19 protein-coding genes and 1 pseudogene are annotated in these 22,302 nt (G+C 65.3%); 2 read left to right on the forward strand and 18 right to left on the reverse strand.

Going from position 1 to position 22,302, the window contains the following annotated elements:
• Positions 1 to 74: 74 nt before the first annotated feature.
• A complete protein-coding gene (gene gltA, locus RX327_RS21435; protein WP_317247039.1) occupies positions 75 to 1,376 on the forward strand; it encodes a citrate synthase in 1,302 nt (433 codons plus the stop codon).
• A gap of 34 nt (positions 1,377 to 1,410) precedes the next feature.
• Here gltA and RX327_RS21440 read toward each other — a convergent pair whose 3' ends face one another.
• From RX327_RS21440 to lpxA, 5 genes are all read right to left on the reverse strand, one after another.
• Positions 1,411 to 1,746, reverse strand: coding sequence for an ArsR/SmtB family transcription factor (locus RX327_RS21440; protein ID WP_028334019.1), 336 nt, complete (start codon positions 1,744 to 1,746; stop codon positions 1,411 to 1,413).
• A gap of 6 nt (positions 1,747 to 1,752) precedes the next feature.
• Positions 1,753 to 2,412 carry an SRPBCC family protein gene (locus RX327_RS21445; protein WP_050384861.1) on the reverse strand — a complete coding sequence of 220 codons (660 nt, stop codon included), beginning with the start codon at positions 2,410 to 2,412 and terminating at the stop codon, positions 1,753 to 1,755.
• Between the two features lie 115 nt (positions 2,413 to 2,527).
• Complete coding sequence (gene lpxB, locus RX327_RS21450) at positions 2,528 to 3,706, reverse strand: lipid-A-disaccharide synthase (protein ID WP_317247040.1); 1,179 nt, start codon at positions 3,704 to 3,706, stop codon at positions 2,528 to 2,530.
• Positions 3,706 to 4,563 carry an LpxI family protein gene (locus tag RX327_RS21455; RefSeq protein ID WP_317247041.1) on the reverse strand — a complete coding sequence of 286 codons (858 nt, stop codon included), beginning with the start codon at positions 4,561 to 4,563 and terminating at the stop codon, positions 3,706 to 3,708. Before RX327_RS21455 ends, lpxB begins: the two co-directional genes overlap by 1 nt.
• 19 nt (positions 4,564 to 4,582) lie before the next feature.
• On the reverse strand, positions 4,583 to 5,377 hold the full coding sequence (gene lpxA, locus RX327_RS21460; protein WP_317247042.1) for an acyl-ACP--UDP-N-acetylglucosamine O-acyltransferase: 795 nt from the start codon (positions 5,375 to 5,377) through the stop codon (positions 4,583 to 4,585).
• Between the two features lie 147 nt (positions 5,378 to 5,524).
• Between lpxA and RX327_RS21465 the strand changes: the two genes are divergently transcribed.
• On the forward strand, positions 5,525 to 5,848 hold the full coding sequence (locus RX327_RS21465) for a KTSC domain-containing protein (RefSeq protein ID WP_050384864.1): 324 nt from the start codon (positions 5,525 to 5,527) through the stop codon (positions 5,846 to 5,848).
• A gap of 72 nt (positions 5,849 to 5,920) precedes the next feature.
• Here the strand turns inward: RX327_RS21465 and fabZ are convergent, their stop codons facing one another.
• The 13 genes and pseudogenes from fabZ to RX327_RS21530 all read right to left on the reverse strand — a co-directional run bounded on the left by fabZ (position 5,921) and on the right by RX327_RS21530 (position 22,130).
• Entirely contained in the window at positions 5,921 to 6,379 is a 459-nt protein-coding gene (gene fabZ / locus RX327_RS21470; protein ID WP_317247043.1) for a 3-hydroxyacyl-ACP dehydratase FabZ, read from the reverse strand.
• Positions 6,379 to 7,441 (reverse strand): annotated as a pseudogene (gene lpxD / locus RX327_RS21475) (UDP-3-O-(3-hydroxymyristoyl)glucosamine N-acyltransferase). The gene fabZ and the pseudogene lpxD overlap by 1 nt, the downstream one beginning before the upstream one ends.
• 32 nt (positions 7,442 to 7,473) lie before the next feature.
• Positions 7,474 to 10,014: an outer membrane protein assembly factor BamA gene (gene bamA / locus RX327_RS21480; protein WP_317247044.1), complete on the reverse strand. Its 2,541-nt coding sequence runs from the start codon at positions 10,012 to 10,014 to the stop codon at positions 7,474 to 7,476.
• A 175-nt stretch (positions 10,015 to 10,189) separates the two neighbouring features.
• Positions 10,190 to 11,341 carry an RIP metalloprotease RseP gene (rseP, locus tag RX327_RS21485; RefSeq protein WP_317247045.1) on the reverse strand — a complete coding sequence of 384 codons (1,152 nt, stop codon included), beginning with the start codon at positions 11,339 to 11,341 and terminating at the stop codon, positions 10,190 to 10,192.
• Between the two features lie 43 nt (positions 11,342 to 11,384).
• Positions 11,385 to 12,611 carry a 1-deoxy-D-xylulose-5-phosphate reductoisomerase gene (dxr, locus tag RX327_RS21490; protein WP_317247046.1) on the reverse strand — a complete coding sequence of 409 codons (1,227 nt, stop codon included), beginning with the start codon at positions 12,609 to 12,611 and terminating at the stop codon, positions 11,385 to 11,387.
• A gap of 4 nt (positions 12,612 to 12,615) precedes the next feature.
• Complete coding sequence (locus RX327_RS21495) at positions 12,616 to 13,467, reverse strand: phosphatidate cytidylyltransferase (protein ID WP_317247047.1); 852 nt, start codon at positions 13,465 to 13,467, stop codon at positions 12,616 to 12,618.
• Positions 13,464 to 14,222, reverse strand: coding sequence for an isoprenyl transferase (locus RX327_RS21500; RefSeq protein WP_317247048.1), 759 nt, complete (start codon positions 14,220 to 14,222; stop codon positions 13,464 to 13,466). Before RX327_RS21500 ends, RX327_RS21495 begins: the two co-directional genes overlap by 4 nt.
• 21 nt (positions 14,223 to 14,243) lie before the next feature.
• A complete protein-coding gene (gene frr, locus RX327_RS21505; RefSeq protein WP_317247049.1) occupies positions 14,244 to 14,807 on the reverse strand; it encodes a ribosome recycling factor in 564 nt (187 codons plus the stop codon).
• 53 nt (positions 14,808 to 14,860) lie between these two features.
• Positions 14,861 to 15,577, reverse strand: a complete 717-nt coding sequence (pyrH, locus tag RX327_RS21510) for a UMP kinase (protein ID WP_317247050.1) — start codon at positions 15,575 to 15,577, stop codon at positions 14,861 to 14,863.
• Between the two features lie 71 nt (positions 15,578 to 15,648).
• A complete protein-coding gene (tsf, locus tag RX327_RS21515) occupies positions 15,649 to 16,572 on the reverse strand; it encodes a translation elongation factor Ts (protein ID WP_317247051.1) in 924 nt (307 codons plus the stop codon).
• A gap of 127 nt (positions 16,573 to 16,699) precedes the next feature.
• On the reverse strand, positions 16,700 to 17,695 hold the full coding sequence (locus tag RX327_RS21520) for a 30S ribosomal protein S2 (protein ID WP_317247052.1): 996 nt from the start codon (positions 17,693 to 17,695) through the stop codon (positions 16,700 to 16,702).
• A gap of 220 nt (positions 17,696 to 17,915) precedes the next feature.
• Entirely contained in the window at positions 17,916 to 21,443 is a 3,528-nt protein-coding gene (gene dnaE, locus RX327_RS21525) for a DNA polymerase III subunit alpha (RefSeq protein ID WP_317247053.1), read from the reverse strand.
• A 474-nt stretch (positions 21,444 to 21,917) separates the two neighbouring features.
• The gene (locus RX327_RS21530) at positions 21,918 to 22,130 is read right to left on the reverse strand and encodes a GDCCVxC domain-containing (seleno)protein (protein ID WP_317247054.1); all 213 of its coding nucleotides are present in this window, start codon (positions 22,128 to 22,130) and stop codon (positions 21,918 to 21,920) included.
• Positions 22,131 to 22,302: the final 172 nt, after the last annotated feature.

Here is a 22,302-nt window from a genome sequence, read left to right on the forward strand (position 1 = left end):
CCGCCCCGCCATGGGCCGCAATTTAGCGACTGGGCAAGGTCGGTTTTCGCAACGAATTCATCGGGGATATCACGATGGACGCAAAATCCAGCAAGACAGCCACACTCACCATCGGCAACAAGAACTACGATTTCCCGATCCTGAGCGGCACGGTTGGGCCTGATGTCATCGATATCGGCAAGCTGTACGGCCAGTCCGGCCTGTTCACCTACGATCCGGGCTTCACTTCGACCGCGAGCTGCCAGTCCAAGATCACCTATATCGACGGCGACGCGGGCGTGCTGGAATACCGCGGCTACCCGATCGAGCAGCTCGCCGAGCACGGCGACTTCCTGGAGACCTGCTATCTCCTGCTCTACGGGGAGCTGCCGACCCCTGCGCAGAAGAAGGATTTCGACCACCGCGTCACCCATCACACGATGGTGCACGAGCAGATGGCCCGCTTCTTCCAGGGCTTCCGCCGCGATGCCCATCCGATGGCGATCATGGTTGCGGCCGTCGGCGCGCTCGCCGCGTTCTATCACGACAGCACTGACATCAACGATCCGAAGCAGCGCATGATCGCCTCCATGCGCATGATCGCCAAGATCCCGACGCTGGCGGCGATGGCCTACAAGTACACCGTCGGCCAGCCCTTCATCTATCCGAAGAACTCGCTGGGCTTTGCCGAGAACTTCCTGAACATGTGCTTCGCGGTGCCTTGCGAGGACTACAAGGTGAGCCCCGTGCTCGCCGACGCGCTCGAGAAGATCTTCATCCTGCACGCCGACCACGAGCAGAATGCCTCGACCTCGACCGTGCGCATCGCCGGCTCCTCCGGCGCCAACCCGTTCGCCTGCATCGCGGCGGGCATCGCCTGCCTCTGGGGCCCGGCGCACGGCGGCGCCAACGAGGCCGCGCTCAACATGCTCTACGACATCGGCACGGTCGACAAGATCCCCGAGTTCATCGCCAAGGTGAAGGACAAGAACTCCGAAGTCCGCCTGATGGGCTTCGGTCACCGCGTCTACAAGAACTACGATCCGCGCGCCAAGATCATGCAGAAGATGTGTCACGCCGTGCTCAAGGAGACCGGCCATGGCGACGATCCGATGCTGAAGGTGGCGATGGAGCTCGAGAAGATCGCGCTCAGCGACCAGTACTTCATCGATCGCAAGCTCTACCCGAACGTCGACTTCTATTCGGGCATCACGCTGAAGGCGATGGGCTTCCCGGTCTCGATGTTCACCGTGCTGTTCGCGGTCGCCCGCACCGTCGGCTGGATCAGCCAGTGGAGCGAGATGATCGAGGATCCGCAGCAGAAGATCGGCCGTCCGCGCCAGCTCTACACCGGCGTCGCACGCCGCGACTATGTGCAGATCGACAAGCGCAAGTAAGCTGCATCGCTGAAGAGAATCCGGGACGGCGCCATCATTCCTGTTGGCGCCGTTTTCGTTTGCCCCGCGCAACTTCGGTCGCGATCGCGTCAAGGCGCGGCAGCCAGAACGCCCTGAACCGGTCGAGCCAGTCGTCGACCTCGCGCAGCCGCGCCGGCTCCACGGCATAGATGCGGCGCGTGCCCTCGGCGCGCACCGACGCGAAACCGGCGTCCCGCAAGATCCGCAGCTGCTGCGAGACCGCCGACTGGGTGATGCCGAATTCGCGCTGCACGACGGCGACGACATCACCCGAACTGTGCTCGCCGGTCGCAAGCAGTTCCAGGATGCGGCGGCGGACGGGATCGCCGAGGATGTCGAAGGCGTGCACCTTTCGCTAGCCTCCGCTCCCCGGCTCCGGCTCGCCGCAATAGGCCGCCGTGGTGTTTGCGGCCGATCTGCGCGCCGCAGTCTCCTCGGTGCCCGCCGCGATCGAGGCGCTGCACCAGTCCTCGCTGGCGCGGCGGATGAATTCCTTGCCGTCGTCGGTGGCTGGCCACGCCGACGCGGCGGCGCGGTCGAATTCCTCGCCGGGCGGCATGGCCAGATAGAGCGCGAGCCCGAGCAGCGCGAGATCCCAGCCGACGCCGACCGCACCGGCCCCGTAGCGATCCCAGAAGTCGCCCTCGATCACCGAGAGGTGTTCCAATTCCAGGCGCGTGGCGTCCGGGCCATTCTCGGCCAGCGTCACGGTAACCCAGCTGACCGTGCCCATGGACTCCCAGGTGACGGCAAGCCGGCGCGGCGGCTCACACGTCGTGATCTCGCCGCCCGCATGGCCATGGAACTGATAGCGGCCGCCAAGCTTCAGGTCGCCCGAGATCGGCAGGAACCAGCGCGGAATGCGTTCGGGGTTGGTCAGCACATCCCAGAGATCGGCGGTGTCGGTGTCGTAGCTGCGGGTCGCGATCACCGCCCGCGCCGGCTTGCCGTCGCGTTCCCGGAACGCGACTTCGCGAATGACGGCTCCGACATAGGCGGCCGGGTCGATCTTCATGGCAGGCTCCGTATCTATATTAGATATCGCTAATATTAGTACGGTCTAAATATCCGGCGCAAGCGGGATCGTTGCGGCGGAATGTTGCCACTGAACGAGGAACACCATCGATTGGCTAGGTCGAACGGCGTCCCATCTCCGCCAACACGATGTCGGCGGCGCGGACGCTCGGCGGCTGGTCGCCGGTCGACATCTTCCCGTCCATCGTCGCGAACCCCACGAGCTGCCGCAGACGATCGGGCGAATCCGCAAGCACGTCGCCCAGCGCCGCCGCGAGCTTCTCCGGCGTGCAGTCCTCCTGCAAATACTCGGGAATGACATCCCTGCCGATCACGAGATTGGCAAGGATCACCGAGGAGACGCGGATCGCGCGGCGCAGAATGAAGGCCTCGATCGCGCCGACGCGATACGCCGTCACCATCGGAATGCCCGAGAGCGCGAGCTCGAGCGTCACCGTCCCCGACTTCGCGAGCGCAGCGCGGGCGATGCGGAACGCGGCGCGCTTCTCGGTCTCGCCGATCGCGAGCCGCGGCGCGACGGGCCACGACGCGACACCCTCGCGCACCATCGCCTCGAGATGCGGCATGGTGGGGAGCACGAGCTCGAACGGCGTTTGTTTGCTGAGCTGGCCGAGCGCCGTGCCGAACAGTGCGAGATGATGCCTGATCTCGCTACGCCGGCTTCCGGGCAACACCAGCAGCACCGGAGGCTGCGCATCGCGCCGCTTCTGCTCGTCGTCGTTCGGCCGCAGCGTGGCGAGCTGCTCGATCAGGGGATGGCCGACATAGCTGCAGGGCGGCCCGCCGAGCTTGCGGTATTCCTCCGGCTCGAACGGCAGCAGGCCGAGCACATGGTCGACATAGCCGAGCATGGTCCGTGCGCGGCCCGGCCGCCACGCCCAAAGCTGCGGCGAGACGTAATCGACGATCGGAATGTTCGGGTTGCGGGCGCGGACGCGACGGGCGACGCGGTGGGTGAAATCGGGGCTGTCGATAATGACGAGCATGTCAGGCGCGTCGGCGAGCACGGCATCGGCCGTGCGCCGGATCAATCGCAGGATTTTCGGCAACTGCTTCACGACGGCGGCAAAGCCCATGATCGAGAGCTCTTCGATCGGAAACAGCGGGGCGATTCCCTGAGCAGTCATCGCCCGGCCGCCGACGCCGGAAAACTGCACGGCATCGCCGAGCCGTTGGCGCAGCACCTGCATCAACGCCGCGCCGAGGCGGTCGCCGGATTCCTCGGTCGCGATGAGGAAGATCTTGCGAGCGGTGCTGGGGCTGCGCACCTGCATCAGCCCGCCAGCCCGATGACAAACAGCCCCCTGGCGTCGGCGGCCTCGACCAGGGCCTGCGGCTCGGCGGCCAGCGTGTTGCCGGCGATGACGGCGATGCCCGCAAGGCCGGCGGCCGCGACGCCCTCGATCGTGCGCGGGCCGATCGTCGGCAGGTCGAAGCGCAGATCCTGGCCGCTCTTCGGCGCCTTCACCAGCACGCCGCGGCCCGTGGCGGCACGGATGCGGCCCTCCTCACGCAGCCGCGCGACGCGGGCGAGCAGCGCGTCGGTTCCCTCGATGTCCTCGACCGCCACGACATGGCCGTCGATCACCACCGCGGCCTGGCCGATGTCGAACGGACCGAGCGCGTCGAGCACGCCGCGTCCGCGCGCGATATCGGCGAGCGTCGTGCTGTCGGGCGCCGCGCGCGTCACGGCGCCCTCCGGCATCAAGAGATCGGGCGCGACATCCTTGATCCCGACCATGCGGAAGCCCTGCTGCTCGAGGATGCGGCCGACGCTCGACAGCAAATGATCGTCGCCGCCGCGAAATGCGCGCACGACGTGGCCGAGCAGGCGCAGCGTGCCCCAGTCGAGCCGGATCTCCGACAGCGAGGGCCGCACCAGCGTGCCGATGAAGATCAAGTCGCGGCAGCCTTCCTCGCGAAACAGCCGCATCGCGCGGCCGAGCTGGCCGACCGAGATCCAGCGATGGCGGAATTTCTCCACCCGCACGGGATCGCAGGCCCCGCGCAGCGGAAACAGCACCGGCGTGAAGCCGTGCGCGGCGAGCGACTCGGCGACCGCGAACGGCATGGCGCCGCCACCGGCGACGATGCCGACCGGTGACGAAAGCGAGGGAGCCGCTGACGTCATGCTGGCGGCCATCCCCTGCTCAATTGGTATCGGCGGGAAGGCAGAGCGGGCGCAGCTTGCCGCCCTCGATGAAGGCCAGGATTTCCGCAATCGCGGGATCCTCGCCCGCCAGCGGCTGCACCGAAGCCAGCCGTTCGGCGAAGATGCCGGGACCGTGGAACAGCTTTTGATAGAACGCGCGCACCGTCGCCAGCCGCGCCTTGGTGAACTGGCGGCGCCGCATGCCGATGATGTTGAGTCCTTCGAGAACCGCGTACTGACCGTTGGCGAGGCCGAAGGGGATGATGTCGCCGCGTACGCCGCAAACGCCGCCGATCATCACCTGCGAGCCGATGCGGGTGAACTGGTGCACCGCAGACAGGCCGCCGATGTAAACGGCATCGCCGATCTCACAATGCCCGCCGAGTGTTGCCGACGTCGCGAAGATCACATTGTCGCCGACCATGCAGTCATGCCCGACATGGCTGTTGTTCATGAAGTAGCCGCCGCTGCCGACGCGCGTCAGTCCGCCGCCCTTGATGGTGCCGACATTCATAGTCGCACCTTCCCGGATGGTGCAGGCTTCGCCGACTTCGAGGCGGGTCGGCTCGCCGCGATAGCTGAGATCCTGCGGCGGCCCGCCGAGCGCCGCGAACGACGAGATGATACAGCCGGCGCCGATCCTGGTATGCCCGCTGATCGTGACATGCGCGATCAGCTTGCAGTTCTCACCGAGCACGACATTGGGGCCGACGATGCAGTACGGACCGATCTCGGTGCCGGCCCCGATCACAGCGCCATCGGCAATCCGCGCAGTCGGGTCGATCATGCTCATGAAGTTTCGGTCCGGAATTCGTTAATGGCGCCAAGGTGCTATCGAGGCGCCAGGCTGTCGATTGGGGCGGTCGTTAGCGCGACTTTGCCCGCCCTGTCCAGTGACGTATGATGACGGCCTGTTGCAAGAGAAGGTCGCAACCGATCCATGGTCCGGGCCGCCGCGCTGATCCTCAGCCTGCTCTCTGCGCCAATCGGCCCGGAGACGGTCGATCTCGGCCACAGCACGGCGGTCGATCTCTCGAGCTTCGAATGCCGCGATATCAACCGCAGCACGATCGTCCAGCGGGTCTGCTACAGCACGAATCAGCGCACGCTGCTGGTCGCGGTCAGAGGCAGCTACCAGCACTATTGCGGCGTCCCTGCCGAAACCTACGATGCGCTGATGAACGCGCCGTCGATGGGCGTGTTCCTCAATCGCGTCCTGCGGATCGCGGGCGCGGACGGCCGCTACACCTGCACAACGTCATGAGCTCGGCGCGGCCAGGGTTTTCTTGACGCGTTTTCTTCACGCGAACCGGAATCCACTTCGCTCGAAAACGCTCTAATCCGTCAGCATGGCGCCGACATCGGCTTCCGCAACCACCTGACCGTTGACCTTGGCGTCGCCGTGAAACCACCACATGGCCTTGCGGCGCCCGAGCGAGCGCATGTGATATTCGATGGTGTCGCCGGGCAGCACCGGCTTGCGGAACTTGCACTTGTCGATGGTGAGGAAATACACCGCCCGCGGCTTCTCGGTGCCTTCGACCGACTTGATGCCGATCACACCCGCGGTTTGCGCCATCGCCTCGATCATCATGACGCCGGGATAGACCGGGCGCTCGGGGAAATGCCCCTGGAACGCCGGCTCGTTGAAGGTGACGTTCTTGATGCCGATGCCGCTGTAATCGGCGCGGATGTTGATCACGCGGTCGATGAGCAGCATCGGAAAACGGTGCGGCAGGGTCTGGAGGATCGCGTTGATATCCACCAGCTCGAATTTGACCGGTGCCTCCTCCATCACTCCTGTTCCTTGCCTTTGGCTTCGTTGTCGCGTACCAGGCGCTCCACCGCGATGATCTCCTTGAACCACTGCTTGGTCGGCTTGGCGAAATGCCCGCCCCAGCGGCCGCCCGGCGGAATGTCGTCCTTGACCGCGCTCATGGCGGTGACCTGAGCCCCGTCGCCGATCTTGAGGTGATTGTTGATGCCAACCTTCGCTCCGAGCGCCACGTTGTCGCCGATGGTCAGGCTGCCGGCGAGGCCGATCTGTGCCGCCAGCAGGCAGTGCCGGCCGATCGTCACATTGTGGCCGATCTGGACCTGGTTGTCGATTTTGGTCCCCTCGCCGATCACGGTATCCCGCAAGGATCCGCGGTCGATCGTGGTGTTGGCGCCGACCTCGACGTCGTTCTGGATCAGCACGCGTCCAGTCTGCGGCACCTTCAGATGGCCCTCGGGGCCGAAGAAGATGAAGCCGTAGCCGTCCTGGCCAATCGAGCAGCCGGGGTGGATCAGCACGTTGTTGCCGATCAGGGCGCACTGGATCGCCGTGCGGGCGCCGACGTTGCAGTCCCGGCCGATCTTGACGCCGGGACCGATCACCGCTCCGACTCCGATGATGGTGCCAGAGCCGATCTCGACCCGCGGACCGATCACGACCAGCGGATCGACGATGACGCCGTCCTCCAGGCGCGCGGTGGGATCGATGATCGCCGACGGCGCGATGCCCTCGGTGTCGAACCAGGATTGCGGCCGCAGGGCATCGGCGTGCCATTCACGGGCGAGCTCGACGAACACCTGGAACGGCTTCGCCGCCCGCAGCACGGCGGTGCCCTTCGGCACTTGTGCCTCGAAGCGCGGGCTGACCAGACACGCCCCGGCCTTGGTCGCGGCAAGCTGGTCGGCGTATTTCAGATTGTCGAAAAAGGCGAGATGCATCGGACCGGCCTCGTCGAGCGAGGCCAGCCCCCTGATCTGAAGCGCACCCCTTTCGGGGTCGACCAGTTGCGCCTTCGTCAGCGCGGCTATTTCAGCCAGCGATGACGAAGGAGGACTTCTTGAAGAAGATCGGCTGCGCCATTCCATCCGTCGCAGTCCGGTCGGCAATCGGTCCTAGAACGTGGTGCCGCCGCCGAACCGGAACTCCTGCGTGCGGTCGTACTTGCCCTTGGTGAGCGGCACGGCGTAGTCGAAGCGCAGCGGGCCGAATGGCGACTGCCAGATCAGGCCGACACCGACCGACGTGCGGACCACCTTGCTGTCGTCGTAGCTCAGGCCAAGGCACGTACCCGGAGACGGCGGATTGTTCGTCGGCCTGACACAGCCAGGCACGTTGACTTCGCCGGTCGCCGCCCACGAGGTCGGGCCCTGGTAGTCGTAGAGGCCGCCGGCATCGGCATAGACCGCGCCCTTCAGACCGACTTCCTTGGGCAGGAACCAGAACGGCATCTGCAGTTCGAACGAAGCGCCCCAGTACTTGGTGCCGCCGAGCGCGTCCTGGGTACCGAAGGGATTGATGTCGCGCGGACCGATACCGTTCGGCGCGAAGCCGCGGACGAGGTTCGGGCCCATCTGGAAGTGATCGAGCATGCGCAGGTCCTGGTTGCCGAGCTTGCTGAGGAGACCGCCCTGGAGATGGATCACGCTGACGATGTCGGAGACCAGCGGGGTGTAGTACTTCGCGTCGATCGCGGTCTTGATGTAGGTGACGTCACCGCCGACACCCGCGAAATCCTGCTTGAAGTCGACCAGCAACCCGTCCGTGGGATTCTTCGTGTTGTCGAGCGTGTTGTAGTTCAGCGTGTAGCCGAGCGCCGACGTGAGGGTCTTGCCGCCCGCCAGCTCCTTGCGGACCGGCAGCGAGGCTTCACCGTCAAAGAAGCAGCCGAGACCATTGGTCGACACCAGGCTGATCCCGTTCAGGTTCGCATAGGCCGGGCTCGGATTGAACGCGGGATTGGGCGTTCCATCCGGCAGGAACGGCACGTTGTTACAGTTGTTCAGCGTCGACGGCAGCGTGATTTCCTGCTGGTAGATCGAATAGCGCAGCTGGAGCGCCAGATCTTCACGCAGGGAGAAGCCGAGGCGCGGCGAGAAGCCGAGCGTCTTGGTGCCGTAAGAGATGTAGCTGTTGGCCAGCTGCTGGCGCTGATAGAGGTCGAGGCCGAGCGCGACGCGGTAGTCGAGCAGATACGGCTCGACGAACGACAGCGAGTAGCCGCGGGCGTACTGGCCGTAGGTCACCGACGCCTTGGCGAACAGGCCGCGGCCGAGCAGATTGCGCTCGGAGACCGACACTTCGGCCAGCGCGCCGTCGGTGGTCGAGTAGCCGCCCGAGATCGAGAAGTCGCCGGTCGATTTCTCTTCCATGTCGACGATCAGGATGACGCGGTCGCTCGACGAGCCCGGCTCGGTCGTGATCTTCACGCTCTTGAAGTAGTCGAGGTTCTTCAGCCGCCGCTCGGCACGGTCGACCAGCGCGCGGTTGTAGGCGTCGCCTTCCGAGATATCGAACTCGCGGCGGATCACGTAGTCGCGCGTGCGGGTGTTGCCGCGCAGGTTGATGCGCTCGATATAGGTGCGCGGGCCCTCGTCGATGTTGAAGACGACGGACACCGTGTGCGCCTCGAAGTTGCGGTCGCCGCCGGGCCGGACCACGGCGAAGGCATAGCCGCGGCGCGAGGCCTCGATCTGCATCTCCTCGACCGACTTCTCGACCGATTCGACGTTGTAGAGCGAGCCGACATTGACGCGCGAATAGGCGCGCATCGCGTTCGGGTCGAGCGTTGCGATCGACGACGTATAGTTGACGGACGCGACGCGGTACTGCGCGCCTTCCTCGATCTTGAAGGTGACGTTGAAGCCCTTCTTCTCGGGATCGTATTCGGTGAGCGCGGCCACGACCTGGACGTCGGCGAAGCCGTTCTTGAGGTAGAAGCGGCGGATCAGGTCGCGGTCGGCCTCGACGCGGTCGGGATCATAGATGTCGTTGCTGCCGAGAAAGCTCAGCAGGTTCGATTCGCGCGTCTTGATGACGTCCCGCAGACGGGACGCCGAATAGGCGTTGTTGCCGACGAACTCGATCGACTTGACGCCGGTCTTGGCGCCCTCCTCGATCGTGAAGATCAGGTCGACGCGGTTGTTCGGCTGCTCGATGACCTCGGGCGTGACGCGCACGTCGTAGCGGCCGGAGCGGCGATAGATTTCGGCGATTCGCAGCGTGTCGGACTGCACCATGGCGCGGGAGAAGGTGCCGCGCGCCTTGGACTGGACTTCAGCGGAGAGCTGCTCGTCCTTGATCTTCTTGTTGCCCTCGAAGGCAACGCGGCCGATCACCGGATTTTCCACCACGACTACGACGAGGCGCCCGCCCCGCTGATCGATATGGACGTCCTGGAACAGGCCGGTCTCGATCAGCGCCTTGAGGCCGTCGTCGATCTGGGCCTGGCCCAGCCGACCGCCCGGTCCAGGATGGAAGTAGGAGCGGATGGTTTCAAGCTCGACACGGCGGTTCCCCTCCACCGTGATCGAATCCACGGTCTGCGCCGACGCGGGCACAGACACAGCTACGGTCGCCAAGGTGGCAACCACCGGCGCGGCGAACATGACCAAGGCGGCGAACAGCCCCCCCCTCACTCGCATTCCAAACATCATGCGCAACGCGCCCTTATCTTAACGATGCCAGATCGTTCCCCAACGACCCGACAGATTCCCAACCTGCCGCTCAGCTTGTAACCAAATTTGCCAAGGGGGCAAACTTACTAGAGCTGAACATTTCCATTTTCGTTCCAAGACGTTGCCCATTGGCAACGCCACAAAAAAGCCTCTATCAGGAAGCGGCCATCCGCAGGATGTCGTTGTAGGTCGCAAACACCATCAACATCAGGACCAAGCCGAGTCCGATTCGGAACCCCATCTCCTGGGTTCGCTCGGACAGCGGGCGTCCCCGCAGTGCCTCCGCGCTGTAGAAAAGCAGGTGTCCGCCATCCAAAAGCGGGATCGGGAACAGGTTCAGCAGGCCGATCGAGACCGACAGCACCGCGCAGAGATTGATGACGAACTGGAACCCGGCGCTGGCCGCCTGCCCCGACATCTTCGCGATTCCCAGCACGCCGCTGACCTCGTTCGGATTGCCCTGTCCGACGAACAGCGAGCCCAGGAACTTGAAGGTGCTGGTGATGATGAACCAGACCTGCTCGACCCCGATCTTCAGGGCCTCCAGCACGCCGACCGAGGCGCTGGTCGCTTCGCCGACCTGAGCCTTGTGCTCGATTCCGAGCACGCCGATTCGGTGGGCATTGCCGAAGGGGTCCTTGACCTCCCTGAGCGCCGGCGTCGCCTTGAGCGCGACGATCGCGCCATCGCGCTTCACCTTGAACCCAAGCTCTGAACCAGCATTCGAAGCTACAATCCGCTGCATGTCGGCGAAGCTCTGGATCGCGCTGCCGTCGATATCCACGACGACATCGCCGACCTTGAAGCCGGCGTTCGCGGCGACGCTTTCGGCCACTAGGCCGTCGACGCGCGCGATCGTGCTCGGCTTGCCGTAATAGAGGGCCATGCCGGCGAAGATCAGCGCGCCCAGGATGAAATTCGCGATCGGTCCGGCCGCGACGATGGCCGTGCGCTTTCCGACCGATTTGTGATGGAAGCTGCCGGCGCGCTCCTCGGCCGTCATCGCCGCGAGCGTCTGTGACGAGGGTGTCGAGGCCTCGCTCTCGTCGCCGAAGAACTTGACGTAGCCCCCGAGCGGGATTGCCGAGATCTTCCAGCGGGTGCCATGGCGGTCGTTGAAACCGACCAGCTCAGGTCCGAAACCAAGCGAGAAGGTCAGCACGCGAACACCCGCCCAGCGCGCGACCAGGAAATGGCCAAGCTCGTGGAAGAACACGACGATGGTCAGGACGAACAGGAAGGGAATGATGGTACCGAGAAGCCCATGACTCAACGCATTGATACTATGAATGAAATACTCGGGCATTCGATTTCCCTCGACAAGAGCCAAAGGCTCCGCCCCCAACCCTCTAGGATGCCTTTAAGGCAATTTGAGGCAATAGGGCGGCAGCCCTATTTCGCGCAACATGGTCAACGGAAATTGCATCGTCGGCGGACGTCAGGGGTGCCTGGTTCCCACCCTTGATCCAATCGTCAAGGGTCGCCTCGACCAGCCGGGCAATCGCGCCGAACCGGATCTTGCCGGCGATGAAGGCGGCGACCGCGACCTCGTTGGCGGCGTTGTAGACGGTCGTCGCCCCCTTCCCGGTCCGGAGCGAATCGTAGGCCAGCCGCAGCCCGGGGAAGCGCTCGAAGTCCGGCGCTTCGAAGGTCAGCTGGCCGATCTTGGCGAGGTCCAGCTTGGCCGCCGGCCCCTTGATGCGATCGGGCCAGCCGAGGCAATGCGCGATCGGCGTCCGCATGTCGGGCGCGCCGAGCTGGGCCACGACGGAGCAGTCGGAGAACTCGACCATGCCGTGAATGATCGACTGCGGATGAACGAGGACGTCGATCTCGTCGGGCGCGAGCGCGAACAGATAGGATGCCTCGATCACTTCGAGCCCCTTGTTCATCATCGAGGCGGAATCGATCGTGATCTTCTGGCCCATGCTCCAGTTCGGATGCTTCAGCGCCTGCTCGAGCGTGGCCTGCTCGATGTCGACGGGCTTCCAGGTCCGGAACGGACCTCCTGAGGCCGTGATGATGACGCGGACCAGCTCGTCGCGATTGCCTGAGCTCAGCGCCTGGAACAGCGCATTGTGCTCGGAATCGGCCGGCAGGATGCAGGCGCCCGCCTTTGCCGCGCGCTGCATGAAGAAATCGCCGGCGCAGACCAGACATTCCTTGTTGGCGAGCGCGACATGGGCACCGCGATCGACCGCGGCAAGCGCGGGCTTCAGCCCGGCCGCCCCGCTGACCGCAGCCATCACCCAATCGGCAGGCCGCGCGGCCGCCTCGATGATCGCGCTCTCCCCGGCCCCGCATTCGATCCGGGTTCCGGTCAGCGCGTCCTTCAACTCCGAAAGCTTCGCCGGATCGGCAATTGCGGCGAACCGCGCGCTGAATTCCTTCGCCAGCTTGGCGAGGCCCGCGACATTGCCGTTCGCCGTCAACGCCTCGACACGATAGCGCTCGGGCGAGGCGCGCAGCAGGTCCATCGTGCTGTCGCCGATCGAGCCGGTGGCGCCGAGGACGGTTACGGTCCGCGCGGCGGATGCCGCCGCGGCCTTGTTGTTACGCAACGGAACTGCGCTCATCTCATCACCAAACCATAAGACCGCGCCCGACGCCATCGGCGCCACCACGGAGAAAGCCGAAAATCGCCGCCACAATGACGGCGGCGACGAAACCGTCCAGGCGGTCCATAAGCCCGCCATGGCCGGGAATTAAGTGACTGGAATCCTTGACTCCGAAGCGCCGTTTCACTGCGGATTCGAAGAGATCGCCGAGTTGCGATACCACCGACAGGACGGCGCTGACGAGCATCAAGAGCGGACCGGTCGAGCCGATCTCAGAGGCGGCAAAGCCGGCAGCGACCAGCAAACTCGCCACGAAGCCGCCAACCGCACCCGCCCACGTCTTCTTCGGGCTGACCCGCATCCAGAGCTTCGGCCCCCCGATGCTGCGGCCCGCGAAGTAGCCGCCGATATCGGTGACCCACACGATCAGCAACACGAACATCAGCGCGGCAAAACCCTTCGCCGTGTCGAGGCGCAGCAGGACCGATGCGATCTCGGCCGCTGCCGCATAGAGCAATCCCGCAATGGCCCAGTTGCGCCGCGCGCCGGACGTCAGTGCCACAACAACCGCACCGACGGCGAGCACGATCAGGGCCGCATCGATACGGCCGGCCATCAGGCACAATCCGGCGAGCAGCAACGCGACCACGCCGGGCACCACGATACGGAGCTCGCGTCCGAGTCCGGTGACAACAAGCCATTCCGCGAACAATCCGGCCGCCGCCAATGTCACGAGAAGCGACCAGGCGACGCCGCCCATATAGGCCAGCGCGATCGCAACCGGCGCCAGCACCAGCGCAGCCGCCACGCGCATCACGAGATTGCGCGAACCCTGCTCGCTTGCGGCCGCCGGCGCGGCTTCGTCGTCGGTCACGATCCGGTTTTCGCAGCGAGCCCGCCGAACCGGCGCTCGCGCTTGCCGTATTCGGCAATCGCGCTTTCCAGCGCCGCCTTGTCGAAGTCGGGCCAGTGGATCGGAACGAACACGAGCTCGCTATAGGCGGCCTGCCACATCAGGAAGTTGGACAGGCGCTGCTCCCCGCTGGTGCGGATGATGAGATCGGGATCGGGAATGTCGGGCGCGTCGAGATATTGCCCGATCGTGTCGGCATCGATGGAGTTGGCGTCGCGCTTGCCTTCGGCGACCTCGCGCGCAAGGCGCCGCGCCGCGGCGGCGATCTCCGCCCGCGAGCCATAGTTGAAGGCGACCACAAGGCTGAGCTTGACGTTGTTCTTCGTCAGCTCCTCGGCCTCGTTGAGGAGCCCGCAGATGTCGCTATCGAGCCCCTCGCGCTCGCCGATGATGCGAACCTTGACGCCGTCGCGATGCAGGCTCGCCAGATCGTTGCGGATGAAGCGCCGCAGCAGGCCGAACAGGTCGCCGATCTCGCTCGCCGGGCGAGACCAGTTCTCCGAACTGAAAGAAAAAATGGTGAGATAGACGATGCCGAGTTCATGGGCCGCACGCACCACGCGGCGCAGCGCTTCGACGCCGCGGCGATGGCCCTCGACGCGCGGCAGGCCGCGCGAAGCTGCCCAGCGCCCGTTGCCGTCCATGATGATGGCCACATGCAACGGATTGCCGGAGCGATCCGGTCCGTCAGTTGCTGGGGCGGCGGCGTTCGACATCGGCTCGTTCCCGTAGCGCCTTCAGACCGTCAGGATTTCTTTTTCCTTGGCGGCCAGCAACTGGTCGATCTCGGCGATGGTACCGTCGGTCGCCTTCTGCACCTCGTCGGCGTGACGCTTCTGGTCGTCCTCCGACATCTCGTGATTCTTCTCGAGCTTCTTGAGCACGTCGAGACCGTCGCGGCGGACATGGCGCGCGGCGACCTTGGCGGCTTCGGCGTATTTGTGCGCGACCTTCACCAGCTCCTTGCGCCGCTCCTCGTTGAGCTCGGGGATGCGCAGGCGCAGCACCTGGCCCTCGGTCGCGGGCGACAGGCCGAGATTGGAATCAACGATCGCCTTCTCCACCGCCTTGACCATCGACTTGTCCCAGACCTGCACCGAGATCAGCCGCGGCTCCGGCACGCTGACGGTGGCAAGCTGGTTCAGCGGCATGTGACTGCCATAGGCCTCGACCTGAACCGGATCGAGCATCGAGGCGGAGGCGCGGCCGGTGCGAAGGCCGCCGAGTTCGTGCTTGAGGGACTGGACGGCGCCCTGCATGCGGCGCTTCACTTCGTTGAGGTCGAAACCAGCTGCGGCCATGACGTTTCTCCCTTTCACTAGAAACCGGCTGTCGACGCCCGGAGGCGCGGCAATCAGCCGGCGACGATGGTTCCGTGGCCGACGCCACGCAGAATCGCGCCGATCGACCCCGGCTCCGCGATCGAGAATACGATGATAGGCAGCGATGTCTCGCGGGCAAGCGCGAAGGCGGTCGCATCCATCACCTTGTAGCCGCCCTCGATCGCCTGTGAGTGCGTCAGACGGTCGAACCGCGTGGCGGTCGGATCCGTCTTCGGGTCGGCCGAGTAGACGCCGTCGACATTGGTCGCCTTCAGGACCGCCTGCGCCCCGATCTCGGCGGCACGCAGCACGGCGGTGGTGTCGGTCGTGAAGAACGGGTTGCCGGTTCCACCGCCGAGCAGGACGATGCGTCCCTCGGCGAGATATTTGTGCGTTGCACTACGGGTAAACAGCTCGGAAATCTCTGGCATGACGAAGGCCGACAGCGTCCGCGCCGGCGTGCCCTTGCGCTCGATCGCCGCTTCCAGCGCGAGGCAATTCATCATGGTGGCAAGCATGCCCATGGTGTCGCCGGTTGTGCGCGACACCCCGCGGGAGGAGACCTCCACGCCGCGGACCATGTTGCCGCCGCCGATCACGACCGCGACCTCGGTGCCGAGATGGCGGGCCGCGATCAGATCGTCGGCGATGCGATCGACCGTCGGTTGATCGATACCGAACCCGTGGGAGCCCGCGAGATATTCGCCGGACAGCTTGATCACGACGCGACGGTAGACCGGATCAGTCATGAGGCGATCGCTTTCTTATTCCGCGCAGGCAGGCTCCCGGCGCAGAGCGCCGGACGCCTTGGTGTCAGCGGTTACTTCTTGCCGCTGGCCGCGGCGACCTCGGCCGCGAAGTCGCTTTCCTGCTTCTCGATTCCCTCGCCGAGAGCATAGCGCACAAAGCCCGCGATCTTCACAGCGCCGCCGACCTTGCCCTCGGCCTCCTTCACCGCCTGCGCCACCGACTTGCCGGTGTCGTGGATGAAGGCCTGCTCGAGCAGGCAGACTTCCTTGTAGTAGGTCTTGAGGCCGGACTCGACGATCTTCTCGATCACGTTCTCGGGCTTGCCCTGCTGGCGATATTTGTCGGCGAGCACGTCCTTCTCGCGCTTGACCACCGCCGGATCGAGGCCGGAAGGATCGAGCGCCAGCGGGTTGGCGGCGGCGACATGCATCGCGATCTGGCGGCCGAGCGCCGCAAGCTCGTCGGCCTTGCCCGGCGATTCCAGCGCCACGATCACGCCCATCTTGCCGGCGCCGTCGATGACGGCCCCGTGGACATAGTGCGACACCACACCCTGGCTCACTTCGAGCTGGGCGGCGCGGCGCAGCGTCATGTTCTCGCCGATGGTGGCGATTGCGTCATTGATGGCGGTTTCGATCGTGACGTCGCCGACCTTGGCGGCCTTGATCTTCTCGACGTCGGCGCCAGCATCGAACGCAACCTGGGCGATCATCTTGACGAGGCCCTGGAACTGGCCGTTGCGCGCGACGAAGTCGGTCTCGGAATTCACCTCGACCACGACGCCCTTGGTGCCCTTGGTGAGCGCGCCGATCAGGCCCTCGGCCGCGACCCGGCCCGACTTCTTGGCAGCCTTGGACAGACCCTTCTTGCGAAGCCAGTCCTGCGCCGCTTCCATGTTGCCGTCGTTCTCGGTCAGCGCGGCCTTGCAGTCCATCATGCCTGCGCCAGTCAACTCGCGGAGCTCCTTGACCATCGCTGCTGTGATCGTTGCCATCGTTCAATGCCCTTCTTGCCTGTACAGAAACCGCGGCGCCCGATGGCGCCGCCGTCTGCGACAGGGAAATCGTTGTTCGTGGAATAGAAGCGGCGGCCGGGCGAGACCCGGCCACGCCGCGTAACTTTTATTCCGCTTCTGCGGTCAGCGCCTTGGCCTTGGCCACCCAGGCGTCCGCGCGGCTCGGCAGACCGACCTCTTCGCCGATCGTGTGCGCGGTGTCGTGGTCGAGCTCGGCGAGCTGCCAATAGTGGAAGATGCCGAGGTCGTTGAACTTCTTCTCGATCGCGCCCGACACGCCCGGGAGCTTCTTGAGGTCGTCGGCGGTGCCGCGGGGACCCGCAAGGCCCTGGAAACCGGACGGCGCAGCCGCCGGAAGGTCTTCCTGCACGGGCGTCGCCGACGCACCGATGTCGATACCCGAATCGCCCTGGGCGCGCGAGATGCCGTCGATCGCCGCACGCGCGATGAGATCGCAGTACAGGGAAATGGCGCGGCCGGCGTCGTCATTGCCCGGCACCACATAGGTGATGCCCTTGGGGTCCGAATTGGTGTCGACGATTGCGGCGACCGGGATGTTGAGCCGCTGGGCTTCCTGGATCGCGATGTCTTCCTTGTTGGTGTCGATCACGAAGATCAGGTCGGGCAGACCGCCCATGTCCTTGATGCCGCCGAGCGAGCGGTCGAGCTTGTCGCGCTCGCGCTGCAGCGTCAGGCGCTCCTTCTTCGTGTAGGAATTGGCTTCGCCGCCCGAGAGCACGTCATCGAGGTGACGCAGGCGCTTGATCGAGGCCGAGATCGTCTTCCAGTTGGTCAGCGTGCCGCCGAGCCAGCGCGAATTGACGAAATACTGCGCGCAGCGCTTGGCCGCGTCCGCGACGCCGTCCTGCGCCTGGCGCTTGGTGCCGACGAACAGGATGCGGCCGCCCTTGGCCACCGTGTCGCTGACGGCCTGAAGGGCCTGGTGCAGCATCGGCACGGTCTGCGCGAGATCGACGATGTGGATGTTGTTGCGGGTGCCGAAAATGAACGGAGCCATTTTCGGATTCCAGCGGTGAGACTGGTGACCAAAGTGCACGCCAGCTTCGAGCAGCTGACGCATGGTGAAATCGGGTAGCGCCATCGTTCTAATTCTCCGGTTGGTTCCTCCGGAAACGTGTGAGCAAAACGGAGCGTTCTCGCCCCGGCTGCCACCGGACGGCCTTGTGAGCCATGTTTCCGTGTGAGATGGCGCGCTATATAGCGCCATTTCGGCCAGAAGCAAGGAAATAAGGCCGGTTACACCGGCCGGCCGGGCCCAAATCGTGCCGAAACGGCCCTGTTTGGCGCCCGGAGTCCCCAGTTTACAGGGTCTGGACGTCCACCACGCCCGCGACCGCCTTGATCGCGCCGGCGATCTGCGGCGAGACTTTGAAGCGGCCGGGCAGCTTCATCTCGACCTCGGTCTCGAGGTCGAGCATCATCACCAGCGAGACCTCGCCGTCGGATGCACCTGCCGGCGGCGCGGCTGCCGGCGCGGGCTTGGCCGCCGGCGGCTTTGCAGCGCCCCCCGGCGCGGGCGCGGCGTCCGGCATGTTGAGGCGGCGGGCGATCGAATCCAGCGGCTTGGTGTCGCGCAGGAAGATGCGCAGGCCCTTCTGCGTCTTGGCCGCGGCGTCATCGAGCGGCTCGGCATGCAGCACGCGGGCGCGCACGTCCTCGCCCTGAAGCTCGGCGCCCAGCTGCAGCAGCACGGCCGCGCCCGGCTCCAGCACGTCGCGATATTGCGCGAGGCCTTCGGAGAACAGCACCGCCTCGAAATGGCCGGTCGGATCGGACAGGCCCATGATGCCCATCTTGTTGCCGGTCTTGGTGCGCCGCTCCATGCGCGAGACCACGGTCGCGGCGACCTTGCCGGCGGTGGCGCCGGTCTTCACCGCGCGCGAGAATTCGGCCCAGCTCTGCACCCGCAGCCGCTTCAGCACGGTGGCGTAGTCGTCGAGCGGATGTCCCGACAGGAAGAAGCCGATCGCGTCGTATTCGCGGCGCAGCCGTTCGGCCGGCAGCCACGGCTCGACCTGCGGCAGCATGATGGTCGGCGCATCGGCCGCGCTGCCGAACATGTCGTTCTGGCCGATGGTCGCGGCCTCGTGCGCGCGCTGGCAGGCGGCGAGGATCGAGTCGGCACCGGCAAAGACGCGCGCCCGGTTCGGCTCCAGCGTATCAAACGCGCCCGCCGCCGCAAGGCTTTCGATGATGCGCTTGTTGATCGCGCGCGGCGAGACCCGGGCAGCGAAATCGGCGAGCGAGGTGAACAGGCCGCCTCTGGTCCGCTCCGCGATGATCTGCTCGATCGCCTGGATGCCGACGCCCTTGAGCGCGGCGAGCGCATAGTAGATGGTCTTCTCGCCGACCTCGAAGGTCGCGCCTGACCGGTTGATGTTGGGCGGCTCGACCTTGATGCCGAGACGCTGCGCTTCGGAGCGGAATTCGGAAAGCTTGTCGGTGTTGTTGAGATCGAGCGTCATCGACGCGGCGATGAACTCCACCGGATAATGCGCCTTCATGTAGGCGGTGTGGTAGGACACCAGCGCGTAAGCCGCCGCGTGGCTCTTGTTGAAGCCGTAGTCGGCAAACTTTGCCAGGAGTTCGAAGATGGTCTCGGCCTGCCCCTTCGGCACGCCGTTCTTCACCGCGCCCGCGACGAAGATGTCGCGCTGCTTGTCCATCTCGGCGCGGATCTTCTTGCCCATGGCGCGGCGCAGGAGGTCGGCGTCGCCGAGCGAATAGCCGGACATCACCTGCGCGATCTGCATCACCTGTTCCTGGTAGATGATGACGCCGAAGGTCTCCTTGAGGATCGGCTCCAGCACGGGATGCAGATATTCCGGCTCCTCGTCGCCATGCTTGCGCGCGCAGTAGGTCGGGATGTTCGCCATCGGGCCCGGTCGATAGAGCGCGACCAGCGCGATGATGTCCTCGAAACGGTCCGGCCGCATGTCGATCAGCGCCCGCCGCATGCCCTGGCTTTCAACCTGGAACACGCCGACGACGTCGCCACGGGCCAGCATCTGGTAGCTCTCGGCATCGTCGATCGGCAGCGTGGCGAGATCGACATCGATGCCGCGCGGCTTGAGCAGCTTTACCGCGACGTCGAGGACCGTGAGCGTTTTCAAGCCGAGGAAGTCGAACTTCACGAGCCCCGCGGGCTCGACCCATTTCATGTTGAACTGGGTCACCGGCATGTCGGATTTGGGATCGCGGTAGAGCGGCACGAGCTCGCTCAACGGGCGATCGCCGATCACGATGCCGGCCGCATGGGTCGAGGCGTGGCGCGTCAGGCCTTCGAGGCGCTGCGCGATGTCGAAGGCGCGCGCCACCACCGGGTCTTCGTCGCGAAACGCCTGGAGCTTCGGCTCGCTCTCGATCGCGGCGGCCAGCGTCACCGGGGCAGCGGGATTCTGCGGCACCAGTTTCGTGAGCTTGTCGACCTGGCCATAGGGCATCTGCAGGACGCGGCCGACGTCGCGCAGCACGCCGCGCGCCTGCAGCGTACCGAAGGTGATGATCTGCGCGACCTGGTCGCGGCCGTAGCGCTGCTGCACGTACTGAATCACCTCGCCACGGCGGTCCTGGCAGAAGTCGATGTCGAAGTCCGGCATCGAGACGCGTTCGGGATTGAGGAAGCGCTCGAACAGCAGGCCGAACTTGATCGGATCGAGGTCGGTGATGGTCAGTGCCCACGCGACCAGCGAGCCGGCGCCGGAGCCGCGGCCCGGCCCGACCGGAATCCCTTGCGACTTCGCCCATTTGATGAAGTCGGAGACGATCAGGAAGTAGCCCGCATATTTCATGCGCATGATGACGTCGAGCTCGAAGGCGAGCCGCTTGGCGTAGGTCTCCTCCGTCGTGCCCTGCGACAGGCCGTGCACGCGCAGGCGGTTGGCGAGCCCCTCCTCCGCCTGGCGCTTCAACTCGGCGGCCTCCACCGCAGCCGCATCCGAGCTCGACGCGGCGCCGACGGTGAAGAACGGCAGGATCGGCTTGCGCGTCATCGGCCGGAACGAGCAGCGCTCGGCGATCTCCACCGTCGAGGCCAGCGCCTCCGGGATGTCGGCGAACAGCACCGCCATCTCGGCGCGCGTCTTGAAGCGATGATCCGGCGTGAGCTGCTCGCGCTCGGTCTCGGCGATCAGCCGCCCGCCCGCGATGCAGAGGAGCGCGTCATGCGCCTCGTAATCGTCGGTCGCGGCGAAATACGGCTCGTTGGTCGCAACCAGCGGCAGTCCCTTGGCGTAGGCAATGTCGATCAAGCCGCTTTCGACGCGCCGCTCCTTCTCGGTGTTGTGGCGCTGCAATTCGACGTAGAGGCGGTCGCCGAAGAGGCCGGCCAGACGCTCGCAGCGGGTGGTCGCGAGCGCCGCCTGCTCGGCCCGCAGCGCCAGCGCGATCGGCCCGTCGGGGCCGCCGGTCAGCGCGATCAGGTCCTCGGCGTCGTCGGTGAGCCAATCGAACTTGATGTGCGGGGTCTGGTTGACCGGCGTCTCCAGGAACGCGCGCGAGTTCAGCCGCATCAGGCTGCGATAGCCGCGCTCCTGCGCTCCCAGCAGCACGATTCGCGCCGGGCCCGTCGTCGCAAGGATGCTGCGCGCATTCGGATCCTGGTCGCCGAAATCGATGGCCAGCTCGCAGCCGACGATCGGCTGGATGCCGGAACTCGCCATCTTGTCGGAGAACTCCAGCGCACCGAACAGATTGTCGGTGTCGGTCAGCGCCAACGCGGGCTGGTGGTCCTTCTTCGCAAGCTCGGCGAGCTTGGCGATCTTGATCGAGCCCTTGAGCAGCGAATAGGCCGAGTGAACGTGAAGGTGAACGAATCCGGCGCTCGGCATGGCTGCTTAGGGAATCTCTTGAGTCAGGGATGGAGCGAGCGCCAGGGCCGGAACTCGAAAGCGTCAGACCCAACTCGCAATCCCATGGTGGGGCCTGAACCCTGCCAAGTCCACGCCGAACGCGGCGTGGCGGCAAGTCCTCCTGCTTTTCCCCAAGGGCAAACCACGCCGCTGGTGATGCCCCTGTCCCGCGGGCGAATTTTCAGAATTGGGTGATCAGCTGGGCCCACACCGCGATCATCCCGACGAACAGCGTGATCGATGCCAGCGCTGCAGCTTCTTGCACGAAAATCTTCAACATGGCCGCTCTCCCTGAACCGGAACGTATGCAGAACATTGTTCCTTTTTTGTTCTAGGAGTCAAGCAACGCCAGCAACCCCGTTCGAGAAGTGACCCTGTGGTTAATTCCCGGCCGGCCGACGTCTCGGCGCCATCAATGATCCGATGGCGAGCGTGTCTTGAGGCTCCGGGAAGCTAGTTACCGCAGCAATTCCCCGCCTGCCTTGGCGGGCACGGGACCGTTCCGTATGAGCAAAACACGCAGCAATCTCCTGCTTTCGGTTTCAGGCGAGTGCCGCAGCCCTTGCAATCATAGAAGAACTGGCAGGCGTCGGTCGGCATCGTCTCGACGGAGACATGGCCGCAGGATGGGCACGTCAGTTGGGAGATCAGCTGCAGGTCCGTCATGCCGCGATTATGCGGCGTTGACCGATCGGTTGGAAAGCCCCGCCCAATCAAATCCGACCCGAAGCCCGGAGCGGACGGGCAAAGCCGGTCCCCTGCTCCTGGCCAACGGGCGGCGGCCCCAGGTCAACAAAAAACCCCGGGCCGAAGCCCGGGGTTTTCGATGCCGCTTGGA

Origin of the sequence: Bradyrhizobium sp. BEA-2-5, assembly GCF_032918025.1 — a bacterium.
In the GTDB taxonomy this organism is placed as follows: Bacteria; Pseudomonadota; Alphaproteobacteria; order Rhizobiales; family Xanthobacteraceae; genus Bradyrhizobium; species Bradyrhizobium pachyrhizi.